This window comes from Streptomyces ipomoeae 91-03 (assembly GCF_000317595.1).
GTDB lineage: Bacteria > Actinomycetota > Actinomycetes > Streptomycetales > Streptomycetaceae > Streptomyces > Streptomyces ipomoeae.
This window is the reverse complement of record NZ_AEJC01000411.1, coordinates 1-12,136: the sequence shown is the minus strand read 5'-3', so window position 1 is coordinate 12,136 and position 12,136 is coordinate 1. Positions and strand designations below refer to the sequence as shown.

The window sequence follows — 12,136 nt, the reverse complement described above, 5'->3', positions numbered from 1 at the left end:
CCCCTTCACCGTGGGCCTGTGCTCCCGTCACCGTGGGCCTGCGGTGCGCCTCACCGCGGCCCGGTGGCTGAGTCGTCAGCCACAGCGGCCGGCCACGTAGCCGTCGACGCCGGTGTAGACGTAGGCGTCGGAGATGTACTCGCCGTCGGCGATGTTGTCCCAGAGGTTGGTGGTGCCGTAGGGGCCGGAGATGGTCTGGCCGGGGGTCTGGCAGAAGATGGGAACCTTGGAGCCCTCGGGGAGGACGCGGACGATGCCGTAGCTGGTGCTGGGACCGCTGCGGACGTTGAGGCGGACGCCGGGGGCGATCGAGTAGTAGCGGACGGCTGCCGTCACCGTGGCGGACGCGGCCGTCGTCGATGCCGTGGCCGTCAGCTGCTCCTCGCCCCCGCCGTCGCCCGTGACTTCTTCGACATGGTCGATGGACATGGCAAATCTCCCCCCGTTTGAGGCCGTCGAGCCGTTGCGTCGGCCGGCCGTGAAGCGTGTGTGCGTGAAGGCGTGAACCCCATGACAGTCATGGGGAGCCGTTAATACCCATATATCAAGCCACGCACACATGTACGTTATTCGCACATGACGACGGGCACGCCGCCTCTGTCCCGTACGTGTCATCGACTAGGCTCCGTGCGTCGCGCGACCGGCCCGAACAGCACGGAGGTGGGCCCCATGGCACCGCAGCGGGACGCCGGGTCGGGGGCGGAAGCGGAACTTCCCGAGCACGCCGGCCAGTACCGTCTGGGGGCGTGTCTGGGCTCGGGCGGCATGGGGGTCGTGCATCTGGCCACCTCGACCTCCGGGTTGCGGCTCGCGGTGAAGGTGGTGCACGCCGAGTTCGCCAAGGACCCTGAGTTCAGGGGGCGGTTCAGGCAGGAGGTGGCCGCGGCTCGGCGGGTCAGCGGTGCCTTCACGGCGCCGGTCGTCGACGCCGACACCGACAGTGCGCGGCCCTGGATGGCAACCCTCTTCATCCCCGGTCCGACCCTCGCCGAACACGTCAAGCGGAACGGGCCCATGCCGCCGGGGCAGTTGCGTCGGCTGATGGCCGGGCTGGCGGAGGCGCTGCGTGACATCCATCGGGCGGGCGTCGTTCACCGCGATCTCAAGCCGAGCAACGTGCTGCTCGCCGAAGACGGGCCCAAGGTCATCGACTTCGGTATCTCCCGCCCGAAGGACAGCGAACTGCGCACCGAGACGGGAAAGTTGATCGGCACTCCCCCGTTCATGGCGCCCGAGCAGTTCCGGCGGCCCCGGGAGGTCGGGCCCGCCGCCGACATCTTCGCCCTCGGTTCGGTGACCGTGCACGCGGCCACCGGGCGCGGGCCGTTCGACTCCGACAGTCCGTACGTCGTCGCCTACCAGGTCGTACACGACGAGCCGGACCTCACCGGCGTACCGGAGAACCTCGCGCCCCTCGTCCGTGCCTGCCTCGCCAAGGAACCCGAGGACCGGCCCACGGCGGACCAGCTCATGCACCAACTGCGGTCCGTTTCGGCGTCGTACGACACGCAGTCGTTCGTACCGACGCGGAGGGGGGAGGGTGCGAGTTCGGGTTCGCATGCCGGTGCGGATTGGTTGCCGGGTTCGGCTGTTCCGAAGGGTTCGGGGGCAGGTTCCGATTCGGGTGCCGAAGGGGCCGAAGAGTCCGAAGTGGCCGGAGTGGCCGACAGCGGTCGCCGTGCCGATGGCGGGTCGGGCGGGCCCGCGACCGGGTCTCGGGGCGGCGCCCGGCCTCGTAAGCGGGCCCTTCTCGTCGCCACCGCGGTGGTGCTGGTCGCGGGTGGGGTGTTCGCCTCGGTGCGGTGGGCGGGGGGCGCCGACGGGGGCGATCGCACGGCCACGCCTCGGGCCACCGGGGCCTTGGTCGCCGCGCCCGCCCTCGAACCCTGGGCCACCAAGCCGACGGCGAAGAAGAGCGGGGCGCCGCAGTGCTCGTACGGGGCGAGGAAGCTGCTGTGTGCGCAGCCGGGGCTGGTCTCCGCGCTGAATCCGGCGGACGGCACCGTGCTGTGGCGGCACACCTTCACCGAGGAGGATGCGGCCGGACTGAGTGAGCCGCCCGCCACGGCGGGCGGTCTGGTACACGTCCTGACGGACGGGGAGCGGCGGGTGCAGGCGCTCGACCCGGACACCGGCGAGGTCCGCTGGGAGCGGGACCTGACCGCGTACGGCAGCAAGCGGTACACGGGCGGCGTCCTGCTGCTGACCTCCGCCGACGGGACGGTCACCGGGCTGGACGGCGCAACCGGCGACACCCTGTGGAGCCGGCGGGTTCCGGGGCAGCAGGAGGCGTACTTCAGTTCGTTCGTGGGGGACGGGCTCGCGTATGTGGTCAGCACGCCGGACGACCCGGCGAAGGCGGAGGCGCGGACCCGGATCACCGCGGTGGATCCGGAGAGCGGGGACGTGCGGTGGAGCGCCCGGCTGGAGGGCTATCTGAAACCGGTCGGGGTCGACGACGGCACCCTCGTCCTCGTCGCGATCGGCGGGGTCTACGCCGACACGGTGGCCGTGGTCCGTTACGACCCCGACGCGAAGGAGACGGTGCGGGTCCCGCTGCCCGTACGGGTCGAGCAGGCCCGGGTGGGTGTGCGGGGCGACCGCGTGTACCTGTTGGGCATCGGGGGTTCGCTGATGGCCGTCGACATGGGGGCACGCGAGCAGGTGTGGCGGGCCGAGACCGGGGTGTCGCGGGGGTCGGCGCCGGTCGCCGACGACCGGCATGTCTACTTCACTGCCGCCGACGGACGGCTGCTCGCGCTGGACGCCGACAAGGGCGGGCTCAGCGGGGAGACGCCCCCTCGGCTCGGCGACGCGGACCGGGTCGCGGCCGCGCTGCCCGAGCCCGTCGTCATCGACGGCCGGATCTGCTCGGGCGCGCCCGACGGGACGGTGTTCGGGGTGGACGGCGGCGACCCGGCGAGTTGGTGACACCGCCGAGCGCGGCGAAGCACGGCAAGGCTGAGGGCCGCTCCCCGCGCGGGAACGGCCCTCAGTTGTCCAGGTGCCAGGTGCCAGGTGCCAGGTGCCAGGTGAACGATCGGCCTCAGGCCGGCTTGACCGCACCGGCCTCAGCCCAGGCCGGCCGCCTCAGCCCAGCTTGGTCACATCCCGCACCGCGCCCTTGTCCGCGCTGGTGGCCATCGCGGCGTACGCCTTCAGCGCGGCCGAGACCTTGCGCTCGCGGTTCTTCGGGGCGTAGACGCCGTTCAGGGCCTGCTCGCGGCGGGCCAGTTCGGCGTCGTCGACGAGGAGCTCGATCGAACGGTTCGGGATGTCGATGCGGATGCGGTCGCCGTCCTCGACGAGGGCGATGGTGCCGCCACCGGCCGCCTCCGGGGAGGCGTGGCCGATGGACAGGCCGGACGTGCCGCCGGAGAAGCGGCCGTCGGTGACCAGCGCGCAGCTCTTGCCGAGGCCCCGGCCCTTCAGGTACGAGGTCGGGTAGAGCATCTCCTGCATACCGGGGCCGCCCTTGGGGCCCTCGTAGCGGATGACGACGACGTCGCCCTCCTTGACCTGCTGGGTGAGGATCTTCTGGACGGCCTCCTCCTGCGACTCGCACACGACCGCCGGGCCCTCGAACGTCCAGATCGACTCGTCGACGCCGGCCGTCTTCACCACGCAGCCGTCGACCGCGAGGTTGCCCTTGAGCACGGCCAGACCGCCGTCCTTGGAGTACGCGTGCTCGGCGGAGCGGATGCAGCCGTTCTCGGCGTCCTCGTCCAGGGACTCCCAGCGCTCGGACTGGGAGAAGGCCTCGGCGGAGCGGACGCAGCCGGGGGCCGCGTGCCACAGCTCGACGGCCTCGGGCGAGGGCGAGCCGCCACGGACGTCCCAGGTCTTCAGCCAGTCGGCGAGGGACGGGCTGTGGACGGAGTGCACGTCCTCGTTCAGCAGGCCCGCGCGGTGCAGTTCGCCGAGGAGGGCGGGGATGCCACCGGCGCGGTGCACGTCCTCCATGTAGTACGTGCGGTTCTTGCCGACGTTCGGCGCCACCTTGGACAGGCAGGGCACGCGGCGCGAGACGGCGTCGATCTCGTTGAGGCCGAAGGGGACGCCCGCCTCCTGGGCGGCGGCCAGCAGGTGCAGGATCGTGTTGGTGGAGCCGCCCATGGCGATGTCGAGGGCCATGGCGTTCTCGAAGGCCGCGAACGAGGCGATCGAGCGCGGCAGGACCGTCTCGTCGTCCTGCTCGTAGTAGCGGCGGGTGATGTCCATGACCGTGCGGGCGGCGTCGACGTACAGCTGCTTGCGGGCCGAGTGGGTGGCCAGGACCGAGCCGTTGCCGGGGAGGGAGAGGCCGATGGCCTCGGTCAGGCAGTTCATCGAGTTGGCGGTGAACATGCCGGAGCAGGAGCCGCAGGTCGGACAGGCGTTCTCCTCGATACGGAGGATGTCCTCGTCCGAGATCTTGTCGTTCACGGCGTCGGAGATCGCGTCGACCAGGTCGAGCGTACGGACCGTGCCGTCGACCAGCGTGGCCCGGCCGGACTCCATCGGGCCGCCGGAGACGAAGACGGTCGGGATGTTGAGCCGCAGGGCCGCGTTCAGCATGCCCGGGGTGATCTTGTCGCAGTTGGAGATGCAGATCAGGGCGTCGGCGCAGTGGGCCTCGACCATGTACTCCACGCTGTCCGCGATCAGGTCGCGGGAGGGCAGGGAGTACAGCATGCCGCCGTGGCCCATCGCGATGCCGTCGTCCACGGCGATCGTGTTGAACTCGCGCGGGATGCCTCCGGCCTCGCGGATCGCCTCGCTGACGATGCGGCCCACCGGCTGGAGGTGGGTGTGGCCCGGCACGAATTCGGTGAAGGAGTTCGCGACGGCGATGATCGGCTTGCGGCCGATGTCCGCGCCCGGTACACCGGAGGCCCGCATAAGGGCGCGGGCGCCCGCCATGTTGCGGCCGTGGGTGACTGTGCGGGACCTCAGCTCGGGCATCGTCGCTCGCCTCGCTCCTTCGGAGAGTTATGACTGAGGTCGAGCGTACGCCGGTCATCCAGAGCTTGGACATGACGTCCGGAATACGGGATGCGTGTCTCGGTTTTCGGCTGCGCGTTCGTCGTGGTTGCTCGCTCCCCCACTCTCGACTGCGCTCGAGCGGGAGGAACCCCCATCGCCGCGGAGCCGCACATCGACACAGCCCCGCGCCCCTAAAGGGGCGCGGTCAGGTGGGCCTGCACCACAGGCGCCACCCTCCTGATGATCTGCTCCGGGTCCGCCGACGCCAACGGCTCCACCTTGATCACATACCGCAGCATCGCCACCCCCACCAGCTGCGCCGCCGCCAGCTCGGCCCGTAGCTCCGCGTCCGGGAGTTCCAGCCGGCGGGCGATGCGGTACAGCAGCTGTGTGGCGACCAGACGGCGGAAGACGGCCGCCGCCGCCTCGTGGTTGACCGCCGAGCGGACGATGGCGAGAAGCGGCTTGCGGGTGGTCGGGTTCTCCCAGAGACCGAAGATCGTACGGGTCAGGCGCTCTCCCACGCCGTCGAGGGGACCTTCGAGGACGGAGTCCCTGACAACCAGCACCGGCGAGAAGGCGACCTCCACCGCCGCCTCGAACATCTGCTCCTTGGTGCCGAAGTAGTGGTGCACGAGCGCCGAGTCCACCCCGGCGGCCTTGGCGATGCCGCGTACGGACGTCTTGTCGTAGCCGCGCTCGGAGAACTCCTCCCGGGCGGCGGCGAGGATGCGGTCGCGGGTGGCGGGGGTGTCGGCCGACTCCGCACGAGGAGGCCGTCCCCGGCGGCGGGGGGCGGCTCCGGCACCGGCACCGGCCTCGGTTCCGGCCCCGGCTCCCGCCCCGGCCCCGGCTCCCATCACCGCCTCGGGACCTTCGCCGCCGACGCCAGGTGCAGCCGGGTGAAGGCCAGGGCCTCCGCCAGGTCGGCCTCGCGCTCGGCGCTGGACATGGCGCGGCGGGTGTTGACCTCGATCACGACATGGCCATCGAAACCGGACATGGCGAGACGTTCCAGCAACTCGGCGCAGGGCTGGCTTCCGCGGCCCGGGACGAGGTGCTCGTCCTTCGCCGAGCCCTTGCCGTCGGCCATGTGCACATGGCCGAGGCGGTCGCCCATGCGGTCGACCATCTCCAGGGCGTTCGTGCGGGACGTCGCGGCGTGGCTGAGGTCGATCGTGAAGTGGCGGTAGTCGTCCTTCGTCACGTCCCAGTCGGGGGCGTACGCCAGCATCTCGCGGTCGCGGTAGCGCCAGGGGTACATGTTCTCGACGGCGAACCGTACGTCCGTCTCGTTCGCCATCCGCCAGATCCCGGTGACGAAGTCACGCGCGTACTGGCGCTGCCAGCGGAACGGGGGGTGTACGACGACCGTGGTCGCCCCCAGCTTCTCGGCGGCGGCCTGGGCGCGCTGGAGCTTGACCCAGGGGTCCGTGGACCACACGCGCTGGGTGATCAGCAGACAGGGGGCGTGGACGGCGAGGATCGGGATCTGGTGATAGTCGGAGAGCCGGCGCAGGGCTTCCAGGTCCTGACTCACCGGATCCGTCCAGACCATCACCTCGACGCCGTCGTAGCCCAGGCGCGCGGCGATCTCGAAGGCCGTCGCCGTCGACTCCGGGTACACGGAGGCCGTGGACAGTGCGACCTTCGCATCCGGGATCCGTACGGGTTCTGCCACGCGAGACAGCCTAAGGGGTGCGGTTCGTCATGTGGGCCGGGGTCGGGTGTCAACCGGGGGTGAGGTGTCCTCACCCATGCGCCGTTGGGGCGACGCGACGTGGGCGCGTGCGGGTTGTGCGTGGTTGCGCGGCGCGGGCGCGACCGGCCCCACTCACCGCAGACAACCACGCACCCCCTTGTCCCTCCTACGCCGTACCCATGTGATCAAGTCGCCGCAGGATCACGCCCTCCCTCAAGGCCCACGGGCAGATCTCCAACGTCTCCACCTGGAACAGGTCCATCGCGGCCTCCGCCACCAACGCACCCGCCAGCAACTGGTTGGCGCGGCCCTCGGAGACACCGGGGAGGGCGGCGCGCTGGGCGGTGGTCATGGCGGCGAGTTTGGGGACCCAGGCTTCCAGGGCTTCGCGCTTGAGGTCGCGCTGGACGTAGAGGCCCTCGGCGGAGCGGGCGGCGCCGCCGATGCGGGCGAGCTGCTTGAAGGTCTTGGAGGTGGCGACGACGTGGTCGGGCGCGCCGAAGCGGCTGAATTCCCCGACCGTACGGGCGATCTGGGCGCGGACGTGGCGGCGCAGGGCGCGGACGTCGTCGGGGGCGGGCGGGTCGTCGGGGAGCCAGCCGGCGGTGAGGCGGCCGGCGCCGAGGGGCAACGACACGGCCGCGTCGGGCTCCTCGTCTATGCCGTACGCGATCTCCAGCGAGCCGCCGCCGATGTCGAGGACGAGCAGTTTGCCCGCCGACCAGCCGAACCAGCGACGGACGGCCAGGAAGGTCAGCCGCGCCTCCTCGGCGCCGGTGAGGACCTGCAGCTCGACGCCGGTCTCGTCCTTCACTCGGGCGAGTACGTCGTCGGCGTTGCTGGCCTCGCGCACCGCGGAGGTGGCGAACGGGAGCATTTCCTCCACGCCCTTGTCCTCGGCGGCCTGGAGCGCCTCGTGGACCACTCCTATGAGTTTCTCGACGCCGTCGGGGTCGATCGCCCCCGCCTCGTCGAGAAGTTGGGCAAGGCGGAGCTCCACCTTGTGCGAGTGCGCGGGCAGGGGGCGCGCGCCGGGGTGTGCGTCCACCACCAGCAGATGCACCGTGTTCGATCCCACGTCGAGGACACCGAGTCTCATGTACGGAACGCTACTGCCAGCCGGGCCGTGCACCGCGCTGGATGCTCTCTGCGGCGCCGTACCCTGGACGGGTGCCAAAGACGAAAAAGGCAAAGGCCGACAAGTCGGCAGCGGGAACCGGGGCGGCCGTCGGTTCTTCGCGGGCGAAGGCGGCGACCAAGCCACCGAAGCAGAAGAAGGCCGCTCCGGAGCCCGACGAGAAGGGGCTCGACTTCGCGCGCGCATGGGTGGAGTTCCCTGATCCGGCGGACGACGAGCAGGTGTTCCGCTGCGATCTGACATGGCTGACCTCTCGCTGGAACTGCGTCTTCGGCAGCGGCTGCCAGGGCATCCAGGCGGGCCGCGCGGACGACGGCTGCTGCACCCTGGGTGCTCACTTCTCGGACGAGGACGACGAGAAGCGCGTCGCCGACCATGTGGCGAGGCTCACTCCGGAGATCTGGCAGTTCCATGACGTGGGCATGGAGTCCGGCTGGGTCTCGGAGGACGAGGACGGGGATCGGCAGACCCGCCCGTACAAGGGTTCGTGCATCTTCCAGAACCGCCCCGGTTTCGCCGGGGGCGCGGGCTGCTCGCTGCACATCCTCGCCCTGCGCGAGGGCCGCGAGCCCCTGGAGACCAAGCCGGACGTCTGCTGGCAGCTGCCGGTGCGGCGAACGTACGACTGGATCGACCGCCCCGACGACACGCGGGTCCTTCAGGTCTCGATCGGCGAGTACGACCGCCGTGGCTGGGGCCCCGGCGGCCATGACCTCCACTGGTGGTGCACCTCGGCGACCTCGGCGCACGGCGCGGGCGAGCCGGTGTACGTCTCGTACCGCCCGGAACTGATCGAACTGATGGGCAAGGCCGCGTACGACCGCCTGGTCGAGCTGTGCGAGGAGCGGCTGGCGTCGGGGCTGCCGCTGGTGGCTCCGCATCCGGCGGATCCGGTCGTCGACTGACGGTTCGGCGGGCGCGTGGCGGTTCGGCGGGCGCGGTGGTCGTATGACGGCCATACGGCGGCTACGACGGCGGAGGCGGGTCGCCGCCGCCGTCGCCCGGCGGTGGTGTCGGGGTGGCCGGGTCCGTGGGGGTCTGGTCGGTGGGTGTCGGGGTCGGGTCGGGCTGGGGTGGGTCGGTCGGGGTGGGCTCCGGGCCGGGATCCGGGGGCGGTGTGGGCCTCGGGGGGCCGGGGTTCTGGGCCGGTGGGGTCGGGTGGGTGTCGTCCTGGGGTGCGGGCACCGGGCCTTGCCCCTCGATGGTGACGACGGTCCCTGAGGGAGCGAGCGAGACCTGCGCGGTCCAGTGACCGGCGGGCTCGGTCAGCGGGTCCACGTACACCTTGATCGTCAACGATTCGCCGGGTTCCAGGGTGCCCGAGTACTCGCTCAGGTAGAGCCAGTGGTCGCCTGTGTGGGCGGACCAGTGGACGGGTGTGTCGCCGGTCGCCTTCAGGGTGATGAGGGTGGTCTCGCCGTCGTTCGCGGCCGTGACGGAGAGCCCGCCGTGGCCCTTGCCGGGGCTGACCTCGACCGCGACGTCGTCCTTCGGGGTGTGCTTGCCCCTGCCGAGCCCGCCGGGCTTGGCCCTGGCGCTGCCGGCGTTCTCGTAGGTGTCGCCGCTGCCGTCGCCGACGGTGCCGTCGCCGAGCTCCTGGCCGGCGGTGATCGGGCGGCCGTCGACGCCCTCACCGGTGAGCGGCGCGCCCCGGTAGGCGGCCCAGAGGGCGAGGACGGGCGCGGCGACCACGGTGGCGACGACGGTCGTCGTGACGGCACGCGCGCGTAGCCGATCCCGGCGGGCCGCGCGGTCCCTCGGGTCGATCGGGAAACCGCGCCGGTCGAAACGTGGCGCACGCGCGCGTGTGAGGTGCCCCATCGCCGCGCACAGGGCCGCGCGCGGCGCTTCCAGCACGGGCAGCGCGGCGGGCGTGACGCTGGTGCCGGGCCAGTGGCCGGGGACGGCGCGCTCGGCGGCGCGACGGCAGACGGGGCAGTCGTCGACGTGCCGGACGAGTTCGCTGCGCAGGGTGGCGGTGAGGACGAGCTGGTGGTCGCCGGTGAGGCGGGCGACGCTGGGGCAGGCGCCGGTCTCCACGACGGCGAGGGCGGCCCGGGTGCGCTCGACCTCGCAGGCGGCGGAGGAGAGCAGCTCCCGCGCGGAGGCGAGGTCCATGCCCAGGACGTCGGCGACCTCCTGGGCGGCGAGCTGGTGACGCACGGCCAGTTCGAGCGCCTCACGTTGCTCGGGTGTGGTGCCCGCGGCCTCCGGCCAGGCGAGCAGGGCGAGTTCTCGCCGCCGCTGCCGCTCCTCGTCCTCGGAGAGGGCCACGGACTTGCCGGCGGCCTTCGGGGACGACTTCGCGCCGTGCGGCTTCTCGGCGCCGGCGTACGTGGCCCGGCGCCCGGCGGCGTGCGTGCCCTGCCGTGTCTGCCGGACCTCGGCGAGCCTGCGCAGGCAGGCCCAGCGGGCGAGGGCGTACAGCCAGGCGCGGCGGGCGTCGGGGGCGTCGGGGCCCCGGCGGCGCTCGGCGAGGGCGAGGACGTCACCGAGGGCCCCGGTCGCGGAGTCGTGGTCGCACAGCACCGACAGGCAGTACGTGAACAGACCGTCCAGGTACGGCTCGCAGCGCGCGGGCGGGCGCCGCGCCACCGCGCGCGCCGCGGCCCGGTCGCGCGCCTCGCGGTGCGCCCGGTGCGCGCCTGTGGTGCGGGTCGAGGTCTCCGGACTGGTGCTCATCACTCATGGACGGTAGGCGCCAGGAAGCGGCACCTTCACGCCCGTTCAGCACATTTACTCCGTACGGGTGAAACGATCCCTCATAAGGGGACAGGAATCCCAGATTCCGCAGCCGACCTCAGACACACACCTCTCAATGTTGTGCACTTTCTTGACCCCGACAACATTTCAGCCCTACATTCCGTCGGGTCCGGGTTACCACGCGTCACCGTCCCCCCACCCACGCGTAGACAGGAGCCCCAGCCGTCATGACCTCACGGACCCGCCGCTCGACAGCCCGCGCCCTCACCGCCCTGGCCGCAGCCGTAGTCCTCTCCCTGACCGGCTCCGCCGCCTCACCGGCGGCCACCCCGCCCTCGGCCACCGCCCAGACGGCTTCGGCGGTCGAACGCCTCAGCGGCACCCTCCCCGACGGCGCCACCTGGATCGCCGACGTCCCGGAGGACTGGAACGGCACCCTGATCGTCTTCAGCCACGGCTTCGGCGCCACGGTCGCCCAGAACGCACCCTCCGAGGCCGTACGCCTGCGCCTCCTCGAAGAGGGCTACGCGCTGACCGGCAGCTCGTACGACACGAGCAGGACGCTCTGGGCACTGGAGAGCGCGGAGCGCGACCAACTGGCGACCATCGCGGCCGTCACCGACAAGATCGGCGAACCCACCCGCACCCTCTCCATCGGCCAGTCCATGGGCGGCCTCGTCAACGCCCGGCTCGCCCGCTCCGGAGCCGGCGGGATCGACGGCGCCCTGGGCCTGTGCGGCCTCGTCGCCGGCGCCAACGACCTGGAGAACTACCAGCTCGACGCCGAGTACACGATCGCCCGCCTCCTGCTCCCCGACACCGACGTGAAGCTGGTGGACTTCGCCTCCCAGGCCGAGGCGGCCACCACCGCCCAGCAGCTCACCGCCGCCGTCAACGCCGCCCAGAAAACCCCCGAGGGCCGGGCCCGCATCGCCCTCGCCGCCGCCTTCCTCAACCTGCCCGCCTGGTCCCCCGGCAAGGCCCGCCCCGCCGCCGGGGACTGGGCGGAGCAACAGGCCCAGCAGTACGACTGGTTCGCCCAGGGCATCCTGAACTTCGTCGAAGGTGGCCGCTACCACATCGAACGGGCGCTGGGCGGCAACAACGCCTGGAACAAAGGCCTCGACTACGCGCGCGTGCTGTCCACCTCCCAACACGCCCCTCTGGTCAAGGCTCTGTACCGACAGGCCGGCCTGGACCTGCGCTCCGACCTGCGATCCCTCACCGAAGGCGCGACCATCACAGCCGACCCCGCCGCCGTCGCGACCGCCGACCGCACCTCCTCCGCCGGCCAGGGCCTGGCCGTCCCCCTCCTCAACATCCACACCACCGCCGACAACCTCGTCCCCGTGGAGCAGGAGTCCCGCTTCGCCACCCGAGTCCGCGCCTCCGGAGACGCCGCCCTTCTCCGTCAGGCCTACGTCGAGCGCCAGGGCCACTGCGCCTTCACGGTCGCCGAAACGGTCGCCGCGCTCCACGCCGTGGAACACCGCGTCGACTCCGGCCACTGGGGCGCCACCGCGACCCCGGCCGCACTCCAGACAGCCGCCGTCGCCCTCAACCTGGACGGCGCGGCCTACGTCCCGTACCGCCCCGCAAACCTGACCATCGGCCGCCGACCGTAGGGG

9 protein-coding genes are annotated in these 12,136 nt (G+C 71.8%); 3 read left to right on the top strand and 6 right to left on the bottom strand.

Annotation, left to right across the window (positions count from 1 at the left end; translation table 11 throughout):
* Positions 1-75 precede the first annotated feature (75 nt).
* Complete coding sequence (locus tag STRIP9103_RS27180) at positions 76-429, bottom strand: SH3 domain-containing protein (RefSeq protein ID WP_009324363.1); 354 nt, start codon at positions 427-429, stop codon at positions 76-78.
* 240 nt (positions 430-669) lie between these two features.
* On the opposite strand from STRIP9103_RS27180, the gene STRIP9103_RS27175 reads away from it, so the two are divergent.
* On the top strand, positions 670-2,931 hold the full coding sequence (locus STRIP9103_RS27175) for a serine/threonine-protein kinase (protein WP_048821063.1): 2,262 nt from the start codon (positions 670-672) through the stop codon (positions 2,929-2,931).
* 159 nt (positions 2,932-3,090) lie between these two features.
* On the opposite strand, the gene ilvD is transcribed toward STRIP9103_RS27175, so the two are convergent.
* The 4 genes from ilvD to STRIP9103_RS27155 all read right to left on the bottom strand — a co-directional run bounded on the left by ilvD (position 3,091) and on the right by STRIP9103_RS27155 (position 7,766).
* Positions 3,091-4,944, bottom strand: a complete 1,854-nt coding sequence (gene ilvD, locus STRIP9103_RS27170) for a dihydroxy-acid dehydratase (RefSeq protein WP_009324365.1) — start codon at positions 4,942-4,944, stop codon at positions 3,091-3,093.
* Positions 4,945-5,156: 212 nt separating this feature from the next.
* Entirely contained in the window at positions 5,157-5,825 is a 669-nt protein-coding gene (locus tag STRIP9103_RS27165) for a TetR/AcrR family transcriptional regulator (protein ID WP_048821062.1), read from the bottom strand.
* The gene (locus STRIP9103_RS27160; RefSeq protein ID WP_009324370.1) at positions 5,825-6,646 is read right to left on the bottom strand and encodes a sugar phosphate isomerase/epimerase family protein; all 822 of its coding nucleotides are present in this window, start codon (positions 6,644-6,646) and stop codon (positions 5,825-5,827) included. Before STRIP9103_RS27160 ends, STRIP9103_RS27165 begins: the two co-directional genes overlap by 1 nt.
* Positions 6,647-6,833: 187 nt before the next feature.
* Entirely contained in the window at positions 6,834-7,766 is a 933-nt protein-coding gene (locus STRIP9103_RS27155) for a Ppx/GppA family phosphatase (RefSeq protein WP_009324369.1), read from the bottom strand.
* Positions 7,767-7,837: 71 nt separating this feature from the next.
* Between STRIP9103_RS27155 and STRIP9103_RS27150 the strand changes: the two genes are divergently transcribed.
* The gene (locus STRIP9103_RS27150; protein WP_009324364.1) at positions 7,838-8,710 is read left to right on the top strand and encodes a hypothetical protein; all 873 of its coding nucleotides are present in this window, start codon (positions 7,838-7,840) and stop codon (positions 8,708-8,710) included.
* A gap of 61 nt (positions 8,711-8,771) precedes the next feature.
* On the opposite strand, the gene STRIP9103_RS27145 is transcribed toward STRIP9103_RS27150, so the two are convergent.
* Positions 8,772-10,490: a BACON domain-containing protein gene (locus STRIP9103_RS27145; RefSeq protein ID WP_048821061.1), complete on the bottom strand. Its 1,719-nt coding sequence runs from the start codon at positions 10,488-10,490 to the stop codon at positions 8,772-8,774.
* Between the two features lie 245 nt (positions 10,491-10,735).
* On the opposite strand from STRIP9103_RS27145, the gene STRIP9103_RS27140 reads away from it, so the two are divergent.
* Entirely contained in the window at positions 10,736-12,133 is a 1,398-nt protein-coding gene (locus STRIP9103_RS27140) for a hypothetical protein (RefSeq protein WP_009324368.1), read from the top strand.
* Positions 12,134-12,136: the final 3 nt, after the last annotated feature.

Coding starts and splice junctions, on each gene's coding strand:
- STRIP9103_RS27180 (WP_009324363.1), bottom strand. CDS start 429: ATGTCCATCGACCATGTCGAAGAAGTCACGGGCGACGGCGGGGGCGAG.
- STRIP9103_RS27175 (WP_048821063.1), top strand. CDS start 670: ATGGCACCGCAGCGGGACGCCGGGTCGGGGGCGGAAGCGGAACTTCCC.
- ilvD (WP_009324365.1), bottom strand. CDS start 4,944: ATGCCCGAGCTGAGGTCCCGCACAGTCACCCACGGCCGCAACATGGCG.
- STRIP9103_RS27165 (WP_048821062.1), bottom strand. CDS start 5,825: ATGGGAGCCGGGGCCGGGGCGGGAGCCGGGGCCGGAACCGAGGCCGGT.
- STRIP9103_RS27155 (WP_009324369.1), bottom strand. CDS start 7,766: ATGAGACTCGGTGTCCTCGACGTGGGATCGAACACGGTGCATCTGCTG.
- STRIP9103_RS27140 (WP_009324368.1), top strand. CDS start 10,736: ATGACCTCACGGACCCGCCGCTCGACAGCCCGCGCCCTCACCGCCCTG.